The sequence below is a fragment of the Ruegeria sp. AO1 genome (genome assembly GCF_056535985.1).
The window spans coordinates 1,125,853-1,147,180 of the sequence record NZ_JBQFJC010000001.1 but is presented as its reverse complement, the minus strand read 5'-3'; the positions used below and the strand labels follow the sequence as shown (position 1 = coordinate 1,147,180).

Annotated in this window: 18 protein-coding genes, 1 tRNA gene and 2 pseudogenes; 11 read left to right on the top strand and 10 right to left on the bottom strand. The window is 52.7% G+C overall.

Annotated elements, in window-relative coordinates; genetic code table 11:
* Window positions 1-467 precede the first annotated feature (467 nt).
* From ACR3FB_RS05645 to ACR3FB_RS05635, 3 genes and pseudogenes are all read right to left on the bottom strand, one after another.
* Entirely contained in the window at window positions 468-1,361 is an 894-nt protein-coding gene (locus ACR3FB_RS05645; RefSeq protein ID WP_480564899.1) for an NAD(P)-dependent oxidoreductase, read from the bottom strand.
* 199 nt (window positions 1,362-1,560) lie between these two features.
* Window positions 1,561-2,268, bottom strand: a pseudogene (locus tag ACR3FB_RS05640) (IS6 family transposase).
* A 536-nt stretch (window positions 2,269-2,804) separates the two neighbouring features.
* The gene (locus ACR3FB_RS05635; RefSeq protein WP_480564896.1) at window positions 2,805-3,692 is read right to left on the bottom strand and encodes a LysR family transcriptional regulator; all 888 of its coding nucleotides are present in this window, start codon (window positions 3,690-3,692) and stop codon (window positions 2,805-2,807) included.
* Between the two features lie 144 nt (window positions 3,693-3,836).
* On the opposite strand from ACR3FB_RS05635, the gene ACR3FB_RS05630 reads away from it, so the two are divergent.
* The 6 genes from ACR3FB_RS05630 (at window position 3,837) to ACR3FB_RS05605 (ending at window position 8,238) form a co-directional block, all read left to right on the top strand.
* Window positions 3,837-4,685, top strand: a complete 849-nt coding sequence (locus tag ACR3FB_RS05630; RefSeq protein WP_480564893.1) for a TauD/TfdA dioxygenase family protein — start codon at window positions 3,837-3,839, stop codon at window positions 4,683-4,685.
* A gap of 54 nt (window positions 4,686-4,739) precedes the next feature.
* On the top strand, window positions 4,740-5,159 hold the full coding sequence (locus tag ACR3FB_RS05625) for an alcohol dehydrogenase catalytic domain-containing protein (RefSeq protein WP_480564890.1): 420 nt from the start codon (window positions 4,740-4,742) through the stop codon (window positions 5,157-5,159).
* A 108-nt stretch (window positions 5,160-5,267) separates the two neighbouring features.
* Window positions 5,268-5,624: a zinc-binding dehydrogenase gene (locus tag ACR3FB_RS05620; RefSeq protein WP_425083485.1), complete on the top strand. Its 357-nt coding sequence runs from the start codon at window positions 5,268-5,270 to the stop codon at window positions 5,622-5,624.
* A 444-nt stretch (window positions 5,625-6,068) separates the two neighbouring features.
* Window positions 6,069-6,740, top strand: coding sequence for a cupin domain-containing protein (locus tag ACR3FB_RS05615; RefSeq protein ID WP_480564887.1), 672 nt, complete (start codon window positions 6,069-6,071; stop codon window positions 6,738-6,740).
* The gene (locus ACR3FB_RS05610) at window positions 6,737-7,732 is read left to right on the top strand and encodes a flavin monoamine oxidase family protein (RefSeq protein WP_480564883.1); all 996 of its coding nucleotides are present in this window, start codon (window positions 6,737-6,739) and stop codon (window positions 7,730-7,732) included. The genes ACR3FB_RS05615 and ACR3FB_RS05610 overlap by 4 nt, the downstream gene beginning before the upstream one ends.
* Complete coding sequence (locus ACR3FB_RS05605; protein ID WP_425083488.1) at window positions 7,729-8,238, top strand: TetR/AcrR family transcriptional regulator; 510 nt, start codon at window positions 7,729-7,731, stop codon at window positions 8,236-8,238. Before ACR3FB_RS05610 ends, ACR3FB_RS05605 begins: the two co-directional genes overlap by 4 nt.
* Window positions 8,239-8,374: 136 nt before the next feature.
* On the opposite strand, the pseudogene ACR3FB_RS05600 reads toward ACR3FB_RS05605, so the two are convergent.
* The 4 genes and pseudogenes from ACR3FB_RS05600 to ACR3FB_RS05585 all read right to left on the bottom strand — a co-directional run.
* Window positions 8,375-8,667, bottom strand: a pseudogene (locus tag ACR3FB_RS05600) (DDE-type integrase/transposase/recombinase); the annotation flags it as partial.
* Window positions 8,668-8,719: 52 nt separating this feature from the next.
* The gene (locus ACR3FB_RS05595) at window positions 8,720-9,427 is read right to left on the bottom strand and encodes an IS6 family transposase (RefSeq protein WP_480564880.1); all 708 of its coding nucleotides are present in this window, start codon (window positions 9,425-9,427) and stop codon (window positions 8,720-8,722) included.
* 163 nt (window positions 9,428-9,590) lie between these two features.
* Entirely contained in the window at window positions 9,591-9,881 is a 291-nt protein-coding gene (locus ACR3FB_RS05590) for a hypothetical protein (RefSeq protein ID WP_480564877.1), read from the bottom strand.
* Window positions 9,882-9,895: 14 nt separating this feature from the next.
* Window positions 9,896-10,618: a hypothetical protein gene (locus tag ACR3FB_RS05585; RefSeq protein ID WP_480564874.1), complete on the bottom strand. Its 723-nt coding sequence runs from the start codon at window positions 10,616-10,618 to the stop codon at window positions 9,896-9,898.
* Window positions 10,619-10,816: 198 nt separating this feature from the next.
* Between ACR3FB_RS05585 and ACR3FB_RS05580 the strand changes: the two genes are divergently transcribed.
* Both ACR3FB_RS05580 and ACR3FB_RS05575 read left to right on the top strand, forming a co-directional pair.
* Window positions 10,817-11,275: a toxin-activating lysine-acyltransferase gene (locus ACR3FB_RS05580; protein WP_480564871.1), complete on the top strand. Its 459-nt coding sequence runs from the start codon at window positions 10,817-10,819 to the stop codon at window positions 11,273-11,275.
* Window positions 11,276-11,316: 41 nt separating this feature from the next.
* Window positions 11,317-14,511 (top strand): calcium-binding protein, encoded by a 3,195-nt coding sequence (locus ACR3FB_RS05575; protein WP_480564868.1) that lies wholly within the window; start codon window positions 11,317-11,319, stop codon window positions 14,509-14,511.
* Between the two features lie 500 nt (window positions 14,512-15,011).
* Here ACR3FB_RS05575 and ACR3FB_RS05570 read toward each other — a convergent pair whose 3' ends face one another.
* Window positions 15,012-15,944 carry a LysR family transcriptional regulator gene (locus ACR3FB_RS05570; protein WP_480564865.1) on the bottom strand — a complete coding sequence of 311 codons (933 nt, stop codon included), beginning with the start codon at window positions 15,942-15,944 and terminating at the stop codon, window positions 15,012-15,014.
* 332 nt (window positions 15,945-16,276) lie between these two features.
* On the opposite strand from ACR3FB_RS05570, the gene ACR3FB_RS05565 reads away from it, so the two are divergent.
* On the top strand, window positions 16,277-17,956 hold the full coding sequence (locus tag ACR3FB_RS05565; protein ID WP_170666318.1) for a BCCT family transporter: 1,680 nt from the start codon (window positions 16,277-16,279) through the stop codon (window positions 17,954-17,956).
* 602 nt (window positions 17,957-18,558) lie between these two features.
* Entirely contained in the window at window positions 18,559-19,767 is a 1,209-nt protein-coding gene (locus ACR3FB_RS05560; protein ID WP_480564862.1) for a hypothetical protein, read from the top strand.
* 61 nt (window positions 19,768-19,828) lie between these two features.
* On the opposite strand, the gene ACR3FB_RS05555 is transcribed toward ACR3FB_RS05560, so the two are convergent.
* A complete protein-coding gene (locus tag ACR3FB_RS05555) occupies window positions 19,829-20,536 on the bottom strand; it encodes an IS6 family transposase (protein WP_170442133.1) in 708 nt (235 codons plus the stop codon).
* Between ACR3FB_RS05555 and ACR3FB_RS05550 the strand changes: the two genes are divergently transcribed.
* Window positions 20,529-20,780 (top strand): hypothetical protein, encoded by a 252-nt coding sequence (locus ACR3FB_RS05550; RefSeq protein WP_480564859.1) that lies wholly within the window; start codon window positions 20,529-20,531, stop codon window positions 20,778-20,780. The genes ACR3FB_RS05555 and ACR3FB_RS05550 overlap by 8 nt on opposite strands.
* A 375-nt stretch (window positions 20,781-21,155) precedes the next feature.
* Here ACR3FB_RS05550 and ACR3FB_RS05545 read toward each other — a convergent pair.
* Window positions 21,156-21,245 (bottom strand) — tRNA-Ser (locus tag ACR3FB_RS05545).
* Window positions 21,246-21,328 lie beyond the last annotated feature (83 nt).

Genomic DNA, 21,328 nt, shown 5'->3' with positions numbered 1-21,328 from the left:
GTGGAGAATTGGGCTACTGCAAAAAGTTTCCAACGAAGAAGCGGGTTCGACATCCGTGGCTTGCGGATCAACAACGAGATTGAGCCGCATGAACGCTAACTGAACTTGCCAGCCTGTATACATGATGCCTCTCTACGCCGCAGGATTATTTTTGCATGTATTGACGCGCGCTATCTTGGCCAAATGGTTGACAGCTGCCAGACGGTCGATGGGTTGGGTTATCAGGTTTTCAACGTATCAAACGACAACCACTCTGTGAGTTTAACAACATCAGAGTTGGTCGTGCCGATTTATTAAATAATTGAATTTAATAAGAAAATTAAGCTGGATCAAACCTTCCATTCAAAACGCCAAGGCAAAGAAACTTCTCGGTTTTAATCCTCAGCATGATTGCGGGAACTACCTGAAATCCAAGTTCCTGCATCTTAAAGATTTCGCTCTTACCTGCGCGCATAACGCGACCAAAATTACGCCTTGGATACGCCGTTTCTCGCAGCCACGAAATCGACAAGGTGAGGAACATAGTCGTTCGGCCCGTCACCTCCAGCGGCAAGCGCCATGGCAAAACTGTTTTTTGCGGCGTTTCCGATTGGATTGGACAGTCCCACTTCATCTGCCATAGATTCGAGGTAGCGCAAGTCTTTTAGAGCATTGGATAGAGTGAATTTGTGGGACTCTCGATTGCCTTCAACCGCGTACCCCATGAAGGTTTGATAAAACCCGCAATCCATCCTGCTGCCACGAATGACCGAGTCGAATTCCTTGGTGGAAATTCCGACTTTTTCGGACAGTGCCAACGCTTCCGAATAGAGCGCCGCATATCCCAGTGAAAGGAAGTTATTCAGTAGCTTCATTTTGTGCCCTGCAGCACATGGACCAATGTGAACGATGGTCTTTGCCCAAGCTGCGATAACAGGCTCCAAGCGCTCAAAAACAACAGGGTCCGCGCCGACCATGGTCGCCAGCTCTCCATTCTGTGCTTGCACGGGCGTCCCGCCCAACGGCGCGTCCGCCATATGGTGCCCGGCCTGCGCCAACTTGTTGGCGAGTGCCATGGTGGAATTCGGGTCTGACGTGGAGCAGTCTACAATAACGCTACCGGCCTGCATGGACGGCGTCATGGCTGCCACGATTGCCTCGACTTGAGGAGAACCGGGCGCACAAATATGGATAACTGATGACACTGCTGCAAGCTCCGCGAGGTTTTCCGCCTCCGTCGCACCCTGAGCGACCAACTCATCGACAGGTCCACGGTTTCGATGAGCAATCACATTAACTGTGAAGCCGGCTTTTAGCAGATTTGAGGCCATACCTTGACCCATCAAGCCAACACCTACAAATCCGATCGTTTCTTTGCTCATCGGGGTCTCCTTTTACCATTCACGGAGAGTCAGTGTGGACTAACACAGAATGAAAAAGCAATGGCGGCTTAACTTTGCTTTGTGAACCATGGCGCAGGACGCAGCGAATGAACGTTTCTAGTCCTTTTCGACAGATGCTGCGCTTGGGTGCTGTCAGACGAATTCGAACCAGTGTCAGTGTGCTGCGGAAACCGCGAACCTATCCTAAACAAAGCTTACGCCACTCGCTAAGAGCAACAGCGCGTGTCAGCTTGAAGGAGTCTCGGCTGGCTAGCGATCTTGCCTGGTTGAAGTGGTTGTAGACGGAGGAACGGACGGAGGCGAATTTCTGTAAATTTCGCGTGCGTCTGAAACGCTGCATGGCGCGTTCGCGTCGTCGGAAAGGAAGGTGCGAGTTCTCGACGCGGTAGTTGAGCCACCTTCCTGTCTGCTGTTTTTCGAGCGCGCCCATTTCAGTAAGCGCAGCCTTATGGGAAGCGAATCGATCCATCACGATCTTTTCTACAAAGCCATGGTGCTTCATCAATTTCTGGAGAAATTTCAATGCAGCCTGCTTATTTCAACGTTTGGTGACAACAGTTTCCAGCACTTCGCCTTCGTGATCCGCAGCCCGACAAAGATAGTGCCGCTTGCCATTCACCTTCACGAAAACATTGTCCAGGTGCCACTTCCATTCAGAGGACGAGCGCAGCTGCTGCACACGCTTTCGTCTAAACTCAGCAGCAAACTTCGGGCCAAACCTGTTCTACCAACAGCGGACAGTTTCGCGGCTTATGTCGATGCCTCGCTCGTGCAGCAGATTTTCAACATGCCGAAGCGAGAGAGGGAACCGAACATAAAGCATCTCCGCCAGGCGGATGACTTGGGGGCTGGTTTTGAAGTATTTGAAGGAGGCAGGCTTGGTCATCCTTAAACGCTACGCAACCGTCCTGCGCCGCTCAAGCAAAGTTCCTCTGACAAAACCCCCTCAAGCGGCGTCTGAAACCTCGCGAGGCCGAGGTGTGGATAGTCTAGCGCACGCGAGGCCCCACTCAGACAGCGTTTAAAGCCGTGCAGACTAGGCTGGCTCAACGTCACTCACTACCGATGAACCAGCAACGTGGGTACCTTACTCTTGGACCGCAAGTGACCGAAAATCAAAATGTTAGATCACAAAGGCAGTCTGCTTTTCGCAAGGATAACAGCGAACTAGACTGCAAATTAAGAGCGTCAATGCTGTTCTTCCGGCCGCACGTTGCCTCTACATCTCTGAATTTTGCTTTGACTAATGGCAGAGATACTTTGCAGAACAGCACAACGACATAGGATGAGTGCTCTCTATAGGCTCGAAGCTGTTTTTCTCCAAATTGCATGCTAGTGACTAGCCCAAGCCCAATTTTGACTTCCAGTTTTCTTAGTTCAAGTAGTCGAAAACATCTTGTGGATACCAAATGGAGTGCCAACTCACGAAGAAACCCGTTGGCTATCTGCTGCTTCCAATAGCGCCACCGTAACTGCGTCGACCATTTTAGTGTGAGGCGATGGGGTCATACTTGCCAAACCAACAATGCGCCTAGGTCCGTTCTGTTCAAGGGGGATCCTTTTAAGACGCAAGTGGTCATATGCAGCTAAGCGGCTGTCTGGTATGATTGAAACGCCAAGTTCAGCGGCCACCATACTTGAGATTGCTTCAAGGCTCTCTAGTTCCATGGCGTCTTTGACTTCAATGCCCTTTCTTTGCAGCCAAGTCTCGATTTGCTTTCCTACAACCGCATCACGCGTAAAACGAATAAACGGTGACGCACCAAGCAGTTCTTTCGGAGGTAAATCTGGGGTGTTTTCCGAGACAAGTAGGACCAGTTTTTCGGATACAATTTCAGAGAATTCCAACGTGTTTGGCAGAACATCTGGTCGGGAAATGATCGCCGCTTGAATCTGCCCGCGGTCTAACTGTAGCAAAAGCTGATTAGTCAAACCTGGAACAATCCGTACATGGATATCCGGATGCACGGATTTTAGTCTCGCTAGCGCAATCGGCACTAGTCCAGTCAGGGTCGTTGGAACGGCACCCAAAGTTATTTCACCAAAGAGTTCGTTGTTCGACTTCACCCTTTCCGCCAAACCATCATATGCGGCCACCACCGCAACAGCCTCTCCCACGAACGTTAGCCCGGTATGAGTAAGTTTGGGCGATTTGGATGATCGGTCAAATAATTCTAGCCCCAACGTGACCTCCAGATTCCGCATCTGGTGACTGACCGCCGAGGGGGTTAGATGCTCAGCCTCTGACGCGGCACGGAAGCTACCATGTCGATGAACTGCTATTAGAGTTCGCAGTGACCGAATGCTCATTCCGATAACCTCTCTACCGCCTAATCCGTGATCGATATGTGAAAGTTTTTCACCAATTAGTCAAAGAAATTTCGTTTTTGTTCATTTTTGTTGGTGTGTACCTTGCGCATAGCATGCCCAAAGAAATCAAACCCAGAGGTGCTTATGGTTGCTCCCAAATCCAACGCCTATACTTCCATCGTTGCCAAACCCTTCGCTCCAAACCTTGGCGTCGAGATCTACGGAGTCGATTTGAGCCAGCCTGTACCTGACGATCAGTTTGCGGAGATCTGCGACGCCTTTCACACCTACCAGGTGCTGTTCTTTAAAGAGCAGAAGGAAATACCGCCTTCGCAGCACATCGAATTTGGTAAACGCTTTGGACCGCTTCATGCGCACCCCGCAGCCCCAACGATGGACGGGTATCCGGAGATTTTCGAAATACATGCAACGAAGAATTCCAAAGTAGCCAACGGTGAGTTCTGGCACTCTGACGTCTCTTGCGATGAAACGCCGCCCCTTGGAACTATGCTACAAATCCATATCGCCCCCCCCTGTGGCGGGGACACTATGTTCAGTGATATGTATGCGGCCTACGACGATCTATCTGAACCGATAAAAGATATGATCAACGGGTTATCTGCACTTCATAGTTCAGAGCATATCTATAAAGGCCGCTATAGCGACCGGGGCCAAAAAGACAGCGATATTGATTGTCCCGAAGCAGTTCATCCGATTGTTAGAACTCATCCGGAAACGGGCCGGAAATCGCTGTTTGTGAACCGAACATTTACTACAAAGATTGTGGGCTTGTCGGATAAGGAAAGCGATGCGATCCTCAACATGCTTTTCGAGCATGCGGAACATATCAACTATCAAATCCGGTTCAGGTGGTCGATTAACGACATGGCCTTTTGGGACAACCGGTGCTGTATGCATCGTGCTATCTGGGACTATTGGCCCGAAGAGCGTAAAGGGCGACGTGTGACCGTGAAAGGCGATAGACCTGTTTAGTCTCGACCGAACCGAATTGCTCGATCAAAGAAACTATATCTTTAGGAACGCAAAGTGCGAGCTGCAGTCGTAAGAGAGTTTTACGAAGACCTTTCGATTGAGACGGTCCCGGATCCAACCTGCCCAGACAATGGAGTGGTCCTAGAGGTCGCTGCCTGTGGCGTATGCCGCTCGGACTACCATAGATGGTCTGGTGTACACCCCAAAGTTCAAAATGGCCCTATCTTAGGGCACGAATACTGTGGAACTGTGGTAGAGGCAGGGCCTCAAGCGAAGCACAGTGTTGGAGACCGCCTCATAGCGCCGTTCATCTTGGGATGCGGCAGCTGCAACGCTTTTCAAACAGGCATATCAAATACTTGTGCTAACCAAATCGTTCCTGGATTTGGGCCGCCCAGTGCCTACGCAGAATACGTTGCAGTGCCTTTTGACCACAACTTGGTTCACTTGCCAGAAACGCTGTCCCCTGCCTAGGCGGCAGGGCTCGGGTGTCTTGTAACCACTGCTTGGCATGCTTTGACAGACCGTGCAGATGTCGCAGCTGGTGAATGGGTAGCTGTCCATGGAACAGGAGGTATTGGTTTGTCCGTTCTTCTATTGGCAAAAATGCTCGGATGCCAAGTTGTTGTGGTGGAGGTCGCAGATGAGAAACTTGAGCATGCAAAGCTTCACGGCGCGGACGCTACAGTAAATGCAAGCAAACAAGACGCTGCGGCAGCGATCCGAGATATCACGGATGGAGGAGCACAGGTTTCCGTAGTAGCACTGGGCATCGAAACAACGACGAACGCATCCTTAGAGTGTCTCGCCACCCTTGGTCGACACGTGCAAATTGGTATGCCGTCGAGAGACGGCCAGATGCAGGTGAACATGCGGGCAATCTATTCCAAACAACTTTCGTTTTTCGGTACTCGTGTTATGACTACTAGGAATGATTGAACGTGGTAAAGTCAACATCCAACCGATGGTGGCTAGAGAGGTCCGCTTGGAGGAGGCGAGTACTTAACTTCGCGAAATGTGCGGACCAACGTCCCCAGGAACTGGCGTAGTCCCAAGGTTTCAGCCGTAATCGGTGCGAATACCCGATAGGATTCTGTGAGTACCGCCCTCTTAGCCAGCGCGCTCCTTCCTAGCGGACGATATTTGTGCAAAAGGCAGCTCGTGGCGACGCAATGCGATAGCACATTCGCCTCGAAACAGTCGTTCGCCCAAATCCGTTGAACGTCTACTTTGCGGACAGACTCACCATGCGCGGCGTTTCAAACAATGCTTCACGAACGCGTGATCACTGTTGCGATAGTGAGGTCGAGAAACAACCTACCTATCAGTAGGTAAGTTGAATCATTTTGCACAGACACAGTGAAACTGGAAGGAGACCAAACCATGCGCGTGAATGCCGACTTCAATGAACGTACACTTGTACATTTTGAAGAGAACGATTGGGTTGCATCCCCGATGCCTGGAGTTGAGCGCAAGATGCTTGACCGAATTGGAGAGGAAGTAGCTCGCGCCACCACCATCGTCCGTTTTGCGCCTGGCAGCGCCTTCTCTGCTCACACGCATGACGGTGGCGAAGAATACCTTGTGCTCGACGGTATTTTTCAGGACGAGGACGGTGATTTTCCGACTGGTTCCTATGTGCGGAACCCGCCGACATCGTCTCATACACCTGCAGCACAGGACGGCGCGACAATTCTAGTAAAGCTCCACCAATTCGATGCTAGCGACCGCAATCAGGTACAGATCGACAGCGGCAAGGCAAGCTGGATTGAAGCAGCAGATGGTGTTTCCAGGTTGCCCCTTCACACAGATGTACGTGAAACTGTAGCGATGGAACACTGGGATGCAGGTACAGTGCGCTCTCTAGATGCCTCAGGCGGGCTTGAGGTCTTTGTGATTGATGGGAGCTTGAACGAAGGTGGCGATACCCTGTCCCGCTGGGATTGGCTACGCCTACCCGTCGGGGCGAGTTTCGAGGCGACCGCTGGCGCTGACGGGGCGCAAGTCTGGATCAAGACCGGCCACCTTAGTCACATCGCAGAGAGCGCGACATGAAGCCAAACGCAGAGATTGTCATCGTCGGCGCAGGGTTGTCCGGCCTCGCTTTGGCGCATGCGCTGAAGCTTGAAGGGCGCTACGTGCTTTTGCTGGAGGCCCGCGACCGCGTAGGCGGTCGCATTCTCTCACAGAGCGGCTATGATCTCGGCCCTGCTTGGATTTGGCCGCACAACCACCGCATGCTGGCCCTCGTAGACAAGCTTGGGCTGCGAACATTTCCACAATACAGCGATGGACGATTGGCGTTCGAGGATGCTCAGGGCAATGTGCGTCGTGACTTCGATTTCGCCCCCATGGGTGACGCGCTTCGCGTTTCAGGCGGACTCACTCAGATAACCGACGCACTCGCCCAAAAGGTTGTTGATACGCTGTGCCTTGGCCACGAAGTTCGGCGTGTGATCGAAGAAGACAAATTCGTGACCTTGAGCGGAAACGGGTTTTCATTGCGCGCCGACTTCGTTGTTTTGGCGTTGCCCCCGCGCCTCGCTGCACAGATGGGTGTGGTCGTTCCGGATGTTCCAACATGGATGGCCGGGCACGCCAAACTCGTTGCTCTTTACGACACCCCGTTCTGGCGCGACGCGGGCCTGAATGGCGACGCAATCTCTCATCAAGGTCCGCTGGCTGAAATCCATGACGCGTCACCCATGGACGGCACCGAGGGTGCTCTGTTCGGCTTTGCCATACCCGGCACGGCCCAGCAGTCCGGGTTCGAAGCTCTCGCTGTGGCGCAACTGGTCCGCCTGTTTGGTCCCAAAGCAGCCGAGCCGCGCGGTGTAATCGTAAAGGATTGGAGTGCCGACATGGCAACCGCCACGTCTGCCGACCTCGAGCCGCTTAAATCACATCCTATATATAGTACACTAACTCCTACTCCGAGGGTGATCTTTGCAGGAACTGAAACCGCACTGTCGCATGGTGGTTTCCTCGAAGGCGCTCTTGAAGCCATGGATGCTGCGCGGAAGGAATTGTCGCGGGTGATGGTATGACATCAGAAGAGAAAATCCTTGCCGCCGCTGAGGCGCGGGTCCGCACTGGCGGCTACAACGGCTTTTCGTTCCGAGACATTGCGCGCGACGCAGGGCTGACCAGCGCAGGCGTACATCATTACTTCCCGACCAAGTCTGATTTGGTCGCTCGACTGGCCAGAAATTACACGTCCCGTTTCTTAGCCGCATTGGATGATTGCCCGTCTGACGCGCGTGTCGAACGCCTACGCGAGCTTTTCGTGGAAAGCTTGCGCCAGGACGGAAAGATGTGCCTTTGTGGACTTCTCGCAGCTGAAAGCGGAGGTCTGCCTGAACCGGTCGCGGAGGCGGCAAAAATGTTCTTTGCAGCATTGGTCGATCGACTTGTGAGCTCATTTCCGAACAGCGACAATCCGCTTTCTGACGCACTAGCGGTGCTCGCGACGCTGGAAGGCGCTGCACTACTTGCGACTGTAAAGGGTGATCCTGACATCTTCGAGAAAGCAACGTTGGCTTTGGGCTCTTAGCTGACGCTCGCCAAATCTGATTGAATAGCTGCAAACCTATTTTGGTCAAAAATATTTGTGTTTGAAAAACGGATGTATTTCGGGGTTCTGTCAGACGAATTCGAACTAGTCTCAGTTTGCCGCGGAAACCGCGAACCTATCCGGAACAAAGTTGACGCCACTTGCTAAGAGCGGCGGCGCGGGTTAGCTTGAAGGTGTCTCGACTGGCTAGCGATCTTTCCTGGTTGAAGTGGTTGTAGACAGAGGAATGGACGGAGGCGAATTTCTGTAGACTCGCATGCGTCTGAAACGCTGCATCGCGCGTCCGCGTCGTCGGAAAAGAAGGTGCGAGTTCTCGACGCGGTTGTTGAACCACCTGCCCGTCTGCTGTTTTTCGGTAGCGCCTAGTTCTCTGAGAGCAGCCCGACACGACGCGAAGCGATCCGTTAGGTGCTGTCAGACTAATTCGAACCAGTCTCAGTTTGCTGCAGAAACCGCGAACCTATCCTGAACAAAGTTGACGCCACTCGGCGAGAGCGGCGGCGCGGGTCAGCTTGAAGATGTCTCGGCTGGCTAGCGATCGTTCCTGGTTGAAGTGGTTGTAAACGGGAGAGTGGACGGCGGCAAACTTCTGCAAACTTCGCATGCGCCTGAAACGTTGCATGGCGCGTTCGCGTCGTCGAAACGGCAGGTGCGAGTTCTCAACCCGGTTATTGAGCCACCTGCCCGTCTGCTGTTTTTCGGTAGCGCCGAGCTCTCTGAGCGCGGCTATGTAGGAGGCGAAGCGATCCGTCACGAAGTTTTCCGCTTTACCGTGCCGCTTCATCAATTTCTTGAGAAATTTCAGTGCTGCAGCCTTGTTTCGGCGCTTGGTGACAACTGCTTCCAGCACTTCACCTTCGTGATCAACAGCCCGCCACAGATAATGTCGCTTGCCATTCACCTTTACGAAAACCTCGTCCACGTGCCACTTCCATCTGGAGAACGCACGCAGTTGCTGACAACGCTTTCGTCGGATCTCAGCTGCAAACATTGGACCAAACCTGTTCCACCAATATCGGACTGTTTCGTGGCTCACGTCGATGCCTCGCTCGTGCAACAGATCTTCGACATTCCGAAGCGAGAGCGCGAAACGGATGTACAGCATCACCGCAAGGCGGATTATCTCGGGGCTGGTTTTAAAGTACTTAAAAGAGGCAGGTCTGGTCATGGGCAAAAGCTACGCAACCGCCCTGCCCCGCTCAAGCAATGTTCTTCTGACAAGACCATTGACGCGACCTATTAGATAGATCACGGGAGTGAGGCCAGTGAGTATCTGGAAAAATAGGAGTATTCGACAGCTGCGCTATACTTCCGAATGTATGTCGAAGCAGCTAGTTGGTCTTCCCGGCTTTCAAAATCCGTTCAATTAATTCCAGTGTTGCTTCAGGGTCTGCCCTATAAGCATCCCGAAGCAACTGCATTTCATCCAATGCCCTGACACTTCTAGTGCCGCAAACATTTGAGTAGCGCTGATTTTCCGCGACGTTCGCGATATTCTCCGCTTCTTCGATCAGGAGACACGCCTCCATACTGCTGCCCAGCCCAAAAATACCGGCCTCTTGCGCCAGGGCTGGTTGCTGGAGAATGAACACGGCCACTAAAGCGTGAAAAAGGGATTTCATGGCTTGCCTCCAATCTAAATTACGGCTGAGTGGCTGATTTCGGAAAGGTAACTGCCAACGGCATCCACAAGAACATCATCGGCCTCGATAAGTTTTCTGTTTGAGCCTGACAAAGGGTCGGAATCTTCCTCAATCAACAGACCCGCCCTTACCAGCAGGTCAAGTGTTTTAACAGCACTGTCACGGCTCATGTGATCAAAGAGCAATGCCGCTATTTCTGTCTTAGCAAGAACCACCTTGCCTTTTTCCTTGACTGTTTTCACGCAGACATATTGCTGTGCATCTTTAAAGACCGACTTCTGCAGTTCTTTGCGCGTTCTGAAGCTGAAGTCTTCGGCATCAAGCAAGCGTTTGACCTTCAGATTGTGAGCTTCGATCAATGCTTCAATTGCCGCTGGGCTCGAACAATCCAGTGCCTTCAGAAGGAAAAAGAAGCGTGCAATGTGAACGACGTTTTCGTGGTTCATCTCACGTTGAATGACTTCGACGTCTTCCTTGACAATACACATCTCGGCCGTTCTTGCCCGCAAGCAAGACAGGAATCTCGACTCTGCCAGCAATACCATCTGGAGCGTATTCACTAACTGCGATGATTGCAGTTCTTGGGTCTTTTTTGCCTCTTCAGACAAATAGTTTCTCCTGACAATTCTCAACCGTGTACTTGCGCGCTGGGTCCGTTGGCAGGTTAGCGGCGCCGAGTTGGATATTGCAAGCGTTGGGAAAAGCTTCTCAGCCATGGCCCAAAGTAAATCCTATCTGTCGTTCTGACGAATTTACCGCAATTGACCTGTTTGTGGCGGGGCAATCTTTATTTCAGATTACCCCGCCTGACGAGCAGACCACTCCAGTCACATCGCCGCTTCTGATGCACGCTAAGGTTATGGAGGTGTCTTCTCCAATCAATTTTGTCCGGCAGTTAGATGAAAGGTTTGCTTATGAAATTCTCTGCGCCCGAATTCACCATACTTGGCGAAGCGCTGGCATTGATGAGCCAATGCGAACTCTATTGCGATCGCGACCTTTCTGAGTTCGGCCAACTGATAATGCCGCCATTGGCACTGGGTCAGCTGCGGATCTGGCGCTCAGGCGAAATTCCTGTTGGGTTGGCTACATGGGCCTATCTCGATGCGGGCACCGAAGCCACCGTTTTGAACGAAGGGCGATGCCTGACACCCGAGGAATGGAATTCTGGGCTCTGTCCTGTGGTCATGGATTTCGTCGCGCCGTTCGGCAACGGATTCAAGATGGCACGCGATTTGACGCGCACCGTTTTCCCCGGTGTTGCGTTCCGAGCTGCCCGTCGCAGTGCCGACGGGCAACTAAAAAGGATTGTTCAATTTCCGGGTCACGACGCACACGGCAATTGGACCTCCAGCGCGGCAGTCGCTGCATAACTTCATCTTTTTCTTAATCTCTGAATGAAAGGAATTTTCTCATGGGTAGTTCAAAAAAATCACCGCATCAGACTTACAAGCTGTACGGCATCAGCGTATCCAAGGACGCCGGCAGCGGCAATGACAAGATGTATAGTTATGCGGCCAAGAGCTACCTCAAGGGTGGCTCGGGCAATGACTTGGTCTATGGCTATGGCGGCTATAACAAGCTTTATGGAGGGTCGGGCAACGATATCGTCAAAGGTTGGGGTGCCAAGAACTACCTCTATGGTGATTCAGGGCATGACAAGCTCTACGGCTATGGCGCCTATAATCGTCTCGACGGTGGCTCGGGCAATGACAAAGTCTACGGCCTCGGAATCAAGAACTACGTCTATGGCGGGTCCGGCCATGATTATTTGGAAGGCAAAGGCGCTTACAATTATATGAGCGGCGGCACCAGCAACGATACGATCAAGGGCTACGGTGCCAAGAACGACATGCATGGCGGCGACCACTACGACAAGCTCTACGGCTATGGCGCAGTCAACAACATGTATGGCGGCAACCACAACGACACGCTCAAGGGTTACGGTGGTTACAACAAGATGGATGGCGGCGCCCACAATGATGCGCTCTATGGCTACGGCGCCAAAAACTACATGACCGGAGGATCCGGCAACGACCACTTGGAAGGCCGTGGCTTGTGGAACAAGATGAACGGCGGGTCGGGCGATGACGTGCTGAAAGGCATCGGCGCTTATAACGAGATGTATGGTGACAGCGGTGATGACAAGATCGAAGCCATCGGTGCTGTCAACAAAGTTCGCGGGGGCACCGGCAATGATGAGATCACCGGCATTGGCGGTGTCAACGTGCTACATGGAGATGACGGCAACGACACGATGAAGGCCGTTGGCGGCGCTAACACCGTATTTGGCGATGCGGGCAACGACACCATGATCAGCGCAGGCGGGGTCAATGTCATGTTCGGCGGCGCGGGCGACGACAAGATGGTAGCAAGTGCCATCGTGGCGACCACCCAAAGCGGCCAGGACGGGGCTGACACGATGGTTGCAGTAAGCAACGCCAACTGGCAGTCCGGCGGCAATGGCGACGACGCTATGGTCGGGGTTGGAAACCTCAACCTGCAATTTGGCGATGCTGGCAACGACATGCTTCTGGCGGCGGGCAATACAAACATCCAGGTCGGGGGTATCGGTGATGACAAGCTGTTCGCCATCGGCAGTACGAACGTTCAGTTCGGCGGCGACGGTAAGGACCTAGCGGTCGGCTCAGGTGGATCCAACATCCAGTATGGCGGCAATGACAACGACGTTTTGATCGGTGGTGGCGCAGCCAATATACAGATCGGTGGCACCGGTGTTGATTGGCTCGTTGGTGCTGGAAAAGGTAACCTCCAGTTTGGTGGTGAGATATGGTCGACTATTCCAAAGGACGTGGACCTAGGCGCTTTCGATCTGGACAAGGCGGCGGATAAGCTGGCCGAATACGCCAACTCAATCGGAACAGATGGCCTCAACGTCATGCTGGCCGGCGGCGAAGCAAATATCCAGATCGGCGGGTCGGAGACCGACATCACAATTGGCGCAGGTAAAGGCAACCTACAGGTCGGTGGCGACGGCGCCGACCTTATGGTCGGTGGCGGCACAGCCACCGCACAGTTCGGCGGCGAAGGTACTGACCTGATGGTGGGCATCGGGCGGCTCAACGTCCAGGAAGGCGGCGAAGACACCGATGTAATGTTTGCGATGGAACGCGGTAAGGATGCTGGTATCCAGTTGCAAATGGGTGGCAGCGGCAGCGACTTCATGATTAGCCGCGGCGGTGATGGCGAAGCTGACCCATTCGGCGTGCTTGCCGATCACATCAAGGAAAAAATCGAGAATGCACAGAAAGACGATGCTGAAGTGTCGACATCGGACGACGACAGCACAACAGAGGATGGGATGTCTAGTCCGGACACGGATACCGACAAGCAGTCTCTGAAGGAAAAGCTCATGGAAAATGCGCCGTCGCTCAACCTTCAGTTCGGAGGAGCGGGTGAAGACGTCTTTTCGACTGGCGGTGATCTAGGCTTCCAAATGGGCGGCCAGGACAATGACATTTTTCTTGGCGGCGGTGCCTACAATTTCTCCTTCGGCGGCACCGGCGATGACCTGATGCTCATGACCGGTGACAAGGCGAACTTCTCGTTCGGCCAGGACGGAGTGGACTGGATGATGGACAGCGGTACGTTCACCGATCTCGTTTGGAACATGCTGAAACCCGACAAAGACGGTGAGAGTACACCGGTAGATAACCCCTTTGATACCGTCTTCGGTAGCGCGCTGAGCAGCGTGACTGGCAAAGTCGATGATCTGAAGGCAACACTCGACGCACTTAACCCGCTGAGTAAGCTCACTGATGCAGTTGGCGATCTTGTCCATGATGCAAAAGACACCGTCGCCAACATCCATACAACAATCAGCTCTCTGATGGACTATGATAGTACGCAGTTCTTTGGCGGTGCTGGCAACGACTTCCTCTCCGTTTCCGACGCGGGAGGCGATGTAGTCGGCGGTCAGGGCAATGACACTTACCTTTACACATTCGGATCGACGGGCTCTATGGATGTGGACGAGGCTGGGCTGGATGCGGCCCGTGAACTCGGTGATTTCCTGAAACTTGCCAGTGATAAGCTCGACACGATCTCCGGAGGCGGAGGCGGTGAAAACGACGTTCTTGAGCTGCGCGATGCCGGCGCGCTTGATGGCAGCGACCTGCGTTTCTTTGTTGAAGGCGGCAAGGATCTGGTGATTGAAGGTGAAAACGGCGAGGTGCGCATTAAGAACATGCACGAGGACGACACCCGCATCGAAACCCTGCGCATCGTCGGCGAAGACGGTGTACAAGAGATTGATCTTGGCGAGGCCTTCGAAGATGGTCTTTTTACAGCCACTTGGGCTGATCGTACTGGTCAAACCGGCATTGACGCGGTCGACAGCTTCGAGTTCAATACCATCGATCAGACTTTAGGCCAGGTTGACTTCGATGCGTATCTCGGGAGTGCAACCGACACAAGCGCCACTGATGTCGCCTTTGCCGACGCCTTCGAAGATTGGATGCTGAATCTGGCCGAAGCGGGTTCGAGTCTGCCCATTGTCGGCGGTATCGTCGACGGGGCCGCTGAGATTGCGACAAACATCTTTGATCTGGAGACCCCGTCGATACCCGAAACCATAGATTTTATCTAATCATTACTTGGGTTGGGACCTGTAAATAGGCCCCAGCCCCAACGACAGCTTCCTACCAACAGCTAACAATAGAGATAAACCAGGCTACGACCGAGTTGCGGGCAAAGATTGCTTCGTCCGAGACTCGGACATCGGTGCCCAAAAAAATCGCTGCGCTGGTAACGAACGTCTGCTTTTCTTGCTGCAGAGCGGCTTAGGGCTTCGGCCCTTTTCATTTTGCAATTGCGAACTTTAGCAACAGAGCACTTCCGGTATGGGCTCGGAGCGGCCATTGGACGGATTTAGGTTAAACGTTGCTTCGCGGGACAAACCTGACTTTAGCCCATCGGCGGCCTACGCCTGCTCGCAGCCCGTAACCGACATTGGCGACCAGACCTTGCAATACCGCAAAGCGTGAAGAAAGTAAGCTTTCAATACCCCCACAAGTTGTTATTGTATTGCCGTAGTCTTCGAAATGATCTGACTTTGTGGCAAGGCTGGCTGAACAACTCAAAGACATCCTATTTCGAAGATGTTGCGAGAACTTGGTCCGCGATCCAGTCGAACACAAGCCTGGGTCCTCGGCCCGAGTTGGTATGGCTCCGTGACATCACATAACCGGCATCGCTGAAAACGAGATCGTCCGTAACAGTCACAAGAGAACCCTTGTTGAGCAGATCATCAATCAATCCAATCCAGCCCAATGCAACGCCTTCACCTGACAAAGCGGCCTGGGTGACCATGTCGTAGTTGTTGAAGCTAATGTAGTTTTTCTTTCTTTCGCCCGTTACGCCTAAGCTATCAAACCATCCTTGCCAGGTTTGCCACGCCGCGGTTGCGGGTTTTGACAGACTCAAGAGTTGAACATTGAGCAAGTCTGAAGGATTTTGGATTGGCCCGATCTTCTCTAACAGCTGAGGAGTGCAAACAGCAGCTACAACCTCTTCCAAGACCATTATTTCATCAGGTTTGATCTGGTCTTTGGGCGCAACATGAATACGAATGTCGCAATCAGTATCATCCAAACTGGGCGGCACATTCGAAGCCAGAATCTGAAACTCAATTTCGTCCCCGATTTCCTCCCGGAGATAACCAAGACGAGGCAGCAACCAGAATGTTGAGAAAGCAAAATCGGCTGAGATTCGAACACTGGGTTTAGTTTTGCGTTCCAGCAAAGAGTTTACCGCATAGTTCATCTGAGTCATTGCTGGTCTGACCACATTCAAAAGCCTCAAACCCTCGTATGTCAGTGAGACGCCCCGGTGCTCCCTCTTGAAGAGGACGACACCCAGATCCACCTCCAAACCCTTTATCCGTTGTGAGATAGAGGACTGGGTCAACCCGAGAGCGTCTCCCGCACTCGTAAAGTTTCCATGCTTTGCGACCATTTCGAACGCATAGAGCGCCACGAGGTTCCGGCTTAGATTGGTATTAACTCGATTAATGTCATCCATAACTACTCAGCTACTGCAAAAGAAAGAAGAATTATACCAAAAACTATGCCAATGGGCGCGAGTGCAGCCCTGTGAAAGCAACACGGGAGCCAACGATAACAAAACAAAGCCACGGCCATAGGCTCGGACAGCCAGCCGACTAACGAAGCTTACATGCGTACGCAGGCTCAAAGAATCTAATAATTTTAGAACGTTGCAACTCTTCAGACCCGTTGAGGTTGACGACGCGTTCTTGTGCATCGTTGGGTTCACTGGTTTCTAGGCAATTTGGCTGTCGGACCAAGTCTAGCAGACAGCCCCACTACAACAACCAAAACAGGGAGAAGTTGACTATGGCGATAAAGCCACCTCTTTCAGAGCTTCCGATTAAGACCGCTGATAACGGGTTTTATCGGGGGTTCAGTGTAAACGTCACGGTTATCAGTAAGATCATCATCAGTTTGTTGGTCGTCTGGTGTATCGTTTGGCCAACCCAGGCTGGCAGAATACTAGGCGATTGGAACGCGGCTATTCTGGCGCAGTTTGCGGCTTGGTACATCTGGGTCGTAACCGGATTTGTTATCGTCTGTATTGGTTTGGCCATCTGGCCAGCTGCGGGACGTTTGAACCTTGGTGTCGAAGGTGAAAAGCCGGAGTTCTCGAATTTCTCCTGGTTTTCGATGATGTTCGGCGCAGGGATCGGGGTCGGGATGTTAACCTGGGCGGTTGCAGAACCCGTAGCTCACTTCAAGAACAACCCTTCGGTTATTCAGGGTGTCACTACAGCTCTAGATGCAGACAATGTGCGCACCGCCTACGTGTGGTCCTACCTACATTGGGGACTAGGCGCCTGGGCGTGCTATGCGATTGCTGGTCTGGCACTGGCATTCTTCAGTTATCGCCGCGGGCTTCCGCTGACGATCCGCTCATCCTTGACACCGCTTTTTGGCAAAGCACTGTCGGGCAACCTTGGACACCTGATTGATATCGTTGCCGTTGTTGCGACAATCCTCGGCGTGGCACAAACCTTGGGATTTGGTGTCGAGCAATTCGTGGCAGGTCTGACCCGTATCGGCATTGGTGGATTGGCTAATGCAGACGGTTCAGCCACAACACTGGGTATCATCGTCGCCTTGCTGGTCATTATGGGTGCCTCAACGCTGTCGGCTCTGTCCGGTGTGGGTAAAGGTATTAAGTGGCTGTCAAACATCAACATGGCTTTGTCGATCTTCCTTCTGGGATTCTTCATCCTGTTCGGAGCGACATTCTTTGGCGCCAAGGCCTTCTTTGTCGGTATCTGGGATTACTTGATCGCTTTGCCTTGGCTCAGCTTCAATGTTTACGCATCAGATGGCGTTGAGGGCTCCGAGGCTTTCCTATTAGCACAGTGGCAAGGCTGGTGGCCGGTGTTCTACTGGGCTTGGTGGATCGCGTTCGCACCCTTCGTCGGGTTGTTCTTGGCGCGCATCTCGCGCGGTCGGTCCATCCGTGAATTTGTGCTGGGCGCAATGATCGTGCCCTCGCTTATGTGCTTTGTCTGGTTTGCGTGGGCCGGTGGTACGGCCATCGACCTGGAACTGAATGGCGGTGCGAATGGCGTGATTCTGGACGCAGCCAATGGTGACAAGATCTTTGCCATGACGACGTACATGCTCGCACCAATAGCGGAGTTCCTTGCCTGGGCAATGGCAGTGGTAATCGTGATCCTCTTGATGACGTTTCTAGTAACTTCCGCTGACTCGGCAGTGCTGATCGTGAACACAATCAACGCTGCCGGTGACGAAGGGCCCAAGGCCCGTCCGCACATCATGTTCTGGGGTGCGGCGCTGGCATTGGTCGTTGGCGGTTTGCTAATCTCTGGTGGAACGGGAGCAATCCAGACAGCTATGGTAATCGGTGCATTACCTTTCTCCATCGTCATGGCGCTGATGTGCATTGCGTTGATCAAAGCGATCTGGAACGACGGGCGCCGCGAAGCTGCCGGCATCGCATCAACGATTGATCCAGAAACATCAACGATGCCAGCCGAATAGTACTCGCGTATCCAACTGTGACCCCGGGTTGGAAAAACCGGGGTCACAAATATGATGGCAGCCGCAACAAAAATCTATCAAGAGCGCGGGTCTTAGCACTGTATTCTGACCACCTAATAGTATCCAAAAACGCGTATTTGGATGAACTTTGCAAAGTCTGCTTTCTGCGCATTGCAGTCGTTGGGGCATCGCGCAGAAAATTGCACTTTGGGCTCGAAGCAGTCATTCGCTGCGCAGTACGTCAGTGACCGGAGTGCGGACAAAACCGAACTTGAGCACAATGGGCGCAAATTCCGCGTTCAGATCAAGCTTGATCTACTTCGTTCTTGCTTGTCGGGACTTAGCGGATGCAGCAACGCATTTAGCCGATGCATCTGCTGCTTAAGAAATATGGAAAGTAGCCTCTTATTGTGGCCGCTGCGATTTTTCACCCCTTCGTCAATGATCAACGGACTTTTGAGCCCTCAGTAGAGATTATTTATGAAGAACTAGGGAGCCGCTCGCAAAGTCACATTCACCTTTCATCATTATGAGAAAGCTGTTGAGATTAAATGACACGCGTGACTGAATGAAATGGGCGGCAGACATGAAAGGATCAAAGGTTGAAAGACAAAGAAAAGACAGCGTTTGGCGCGAAAACCAAGGGTGGTGCGACTAATTTCATTCTGACCAACCACAAGGTTTTGAAAGACAGCTTTCATCTCGTAGCATTTGGCGACGATGAGAAAGTTTCGGTACCAGGAAAAAAAATAACTCGCGGAAAGATCGTGACAAAAGGTAAAACGGTGACCCTTTGCGCAGAGGACCCAAACAAAATTAAAGGGAAGGTTCTCGACAAGTTAAACAAACAACTTAGCGGAATTTGCACTCTAAAGGTGGCTAATATTGACATGGCAGCTTCGTTGTCTGACGACCAAGATGCAGCCTCTGTTGTACCCCCGGTTCGCCAACCGACCCAAAAATTACCTAGCGCCGGTGCTTCAGGTACATCCACCGCTGACTATGGTAACGCCATATTAGCAGACGACGAAGACAACGATGACGACCGACAAAAACTTGTGCGATTGGTCATGGGTAAACTTGCACCGCTGGTTCGCGACCTCGGACCAAAAGGGCGTGCGCAAGCCGAGCCAGAGTTGGACGAAGTCGCCAAAGCAATAGATAAAGAAAACTTCGATGCCGATATCGCGAAGCGTTTAATCAAGTCGCTTACGGCCAAGCTTGCAAACGGAACGTTTTCAAAACTGGACCCGCCGGCCCGGAAAAAGCCAACCCAACCACTACCATCGGCGAGTGCGGCGGCGGGTGCAGATGGAGTTGACTATAATACTTCGCCTGGCTCTGTTGAGGATGGTTCGGACGGTGTCGACTACAATACCTCGTCTGGCTCTGTCGGGGGTGGGTCGGACGGTGTCGACTATAATACCTCGTCTAGCTCTGTCGGGGGTGGGTCGGACGGTGTCGACTACAATACCTCGTCTGGCTCTGTTGGGGGTGGGGCGGACGGCGTCGACTACAATACCTCGTCTGGCTCTGTTAAGGGTGGTTCGGATGGTGTCGACTATAATACCTCGTCTGGTGGTCAAGGTGCGGATCAAATGCGCTTAAGGCTGCGGTCGTTGGTGTTTAAGAAATTGGCGCCAGAGATCAGAGGTCTCGGCCCCAAAGGAAAAGCCGCAGCGGCCGCAGAACTGGAAGCAGCTGTGAAATTTTTGGATCTGAAATCATACGATGAACAAGCTGCCAGGCGCCTGCTAAGCGTAATTAAAAACAAACTCGAAACAGGCATTTATGAAGCGATGGAAGACTAACCGCCGATGGTGCTGTCAGACGAATTCGAACCAGTCTCAGTTTACCGCGAAAACCGCGAACCTATCCGGAACAAAGTTGACGCCACTCGCTAAGAGCGGCGGTGCGTGTCTGCTTGAAGGAGTCTCGGCTGGCTAGCGATCTTTCCTGGTTGAAGTGGTTGTACACGGAGGAATGGACGGAGGCGAATTTCTGTAGACTTCGCATACGCCTGAAACGCTGCATCGCGCGTTCGCGTCGTCGAAACGGCAGGTGCGAATTCTCGACGCGGTTGTTTAGCCACCTGCCCGTCTGTTGTTTTTTGAGAGCACCCAAATCTCTAAGGGCAGCCTTGTAGGAAGCGAAGCGATCTGTGACGATCTCTTCGGCGCAGCCGTGCCGCTTCATCAATTTCTTGAGAAATTTCAGTGCTGCAGCTTTGTTACGGCGCTTCGTTACAACTGCTTCCAGCACCTCGCCTTCGTCATCCACAGCGCGCCAAAGATAATGCCGTTTGCCATTCACTTTCACAAAGACCTCGTCCACGTGCCACTTCCGTTTTGAAAAGGTTCGGAGTTGCTGCACACGCTTCCGTCTGATCTCAGCGGCGAACATCGGGCCGAACCTATTCCACCAATAGCGGACTGTCTCATGGCTTACATCAATCCCACGTTCATGCAGGAGATCTTCGACATTCCGAAGCGAGAGTGGAAATCGGATGTACAGCATCACCGCCAGGCGGATGATTTCGGGGCTGGTTTTGAAGTATTTGAAGGAGGCAGGTTTGGTCATTCCTAAATGCTATGCAACCGCCCTGCCCCGTTCAAGCAAAGTTCTTCTGACAAGACCGATTGCACGCCGTGAAAGCGTCCCCGGCGCCTTCATCCGCACCCGCGCCCAGCTCGCCTTTCTCTCCCCGAAGATTCAGGCTGCGATTCTCGACGGCACACAGCCGCCCGAACTCACACTCAAGCGTCTGGTCAGCGTGACTCACCCTCTAGACTGGTCCGAACAGGAGCGCCTGTTCGGCTTCTGACATCTCCAAGTCCTGCGTCCCTGATACAAGGCTCGCGCTACCTGATCCGTCGGCACAATTCCCTGTTCCTGCGAGAAAATTCCCTGTTCCACTGTTTAGGGAATTTGCAACCTAAGCTATTGGAAAATATAGAGTTGTGACATCTGAAATCCCGGGTTCCAGACTTGTTTTGCAGAAATTCCCTGTAAATTGCCGGGTATCAGGGAAATCCAGCCCAAAGCGACCCCGCCAAAATGCGGCACTGAGACTTGGGCCTGAATTGCGCTCTGAGTGTACGGTCTGCTTCGTCTCTGATTGAAAGCGCATGCGCCAACTCGCGGGAATTGCGGCACAATTCCGGGTCAGAAAACACAACTGAAGTGAGACAGGTATGAGTGGCGGGGAGACAGGGATTCGAACCCTGGGGACGCTCTCACGCCCAACGGTTTTCAAGACCGCCGCATTCGACCACTCTGCCACCTCCCCGTCGAAAGCAGGGTCTAAGGCCAACTGAAATCAGAGGCAAGTCGAAATCGGGAAATCTTGCCGAAGCCCAACCAGCGGACTTT

What these genes read in the sequence shown, in the direction of transcription:
- ACR3FB_RS05610 (WP_480564883.1), top strand. Translation starts at nt 6,737, where the DNA reads ATGAAGCCAAACGCAGAGATTGTCATCGTCGGCGCAGGGTTGTCCGGC.
- ACR3FB_RS05645 (WP_480564899.1), bottom strand. Translation starts at nt 1,361, where the DNA reads ATGAGCAAAGAAACGATCGGATTTGTAGGTGTTGGCTTGATGGGTCAA.
- ACR3FB_RS05630 (WP_480564893.1), top strand. Translation starts at nt 3,837, where the DNA reads ATGGTTGCTCCCAAATCCAACGCCTATACTTCCATCGTTGCCAAACCC.
- ACR3FB_RS05580 (WP_480564871.1), top strand. Translation starts at nt 10,817, where the DNA reads ATGAAATTCTCTGCGCCCGAATTCACCATACTTGGCGAAGCGCTGGCA.
- ACR3FB_RS05555 (WP_170442133.1), bottom strand. Translation starts at nt 20,536, where the DNA reads ATGACCAAACCTGCCTCCTTCAAATACTTCAAAACCAGCCCCGAAATC.
- ACR3FB_RS05615 (WP_480564887.1), top strand. Translation starts at nt 6,069, where the DNA reads ATGCGCGTGAATGCCGACTTCAATGAACGTACACTTGTACATTTTGAA.
- ACR3FB_RS05595 (WP_480564880.1), bottom strand. Translation starts at nt 9,427, where the DNA reads ATGACCAGACCTGCCTCTTTTAAGTACTTTAAAACCAGCCCCGAGATA.
- ACR3FB_RS05635 (WP_480564896.1), bottom strand. Translation starts at nt 3,692, where the DNA reads ATGAGCATTCGGTCACTGCGAACTCTAATAGCAGTTCATCGACATGGT.
- ACR3FB_RS05575 (WP_480564868.1), top strand. Translation starts at nt 11,317, where the DNA reads ATGGGTAGTTCAAAAAAATCACCGCATCAGACTTACAAGCTGTACGGC.
- ACR3FB_RS05590 (WP_480564877.1), bottom strand. Translation starts at nt 9,881, where the DNA reads ATGAAATCCCTTTTTCACGCTTTAGTGGCCGTGTTCATTCTCCAGCAA.
- ACR3FB_RS05565 (WP_170666318.1), top strand. Translation starts at nt 16,277, where the DNA reads ATGGCGATAAAGCCACCTCTTTCAGAGCTTCCGATTAAGACCGCTGAT.
- ACR3FB_RS05570 (WP_480564865.1), bottom strand. Translation starts at nt 15,944, where the DNA reads ATGGATGACATTAATCGAGTTAATACCAATCTAAGCCGGAACCTCGTG.
- ACR3FB_RS05605 (WP_425083488.1), top strand. Translation starts at nt 7,729, where the DNA reads ATGACATCAGAAGAGAAAATCCTTGCCGCCGCTGAGGCGCGGGTCCGC.
- ACR3FB_RS05585 (WP_480564874.1), bottom strand. Translation starts at nt 10,618, where the DNA reads ATGGCTGAGAAGCTTTTCCCAACGCTTGCAATATCCAACTCGGCGCCG.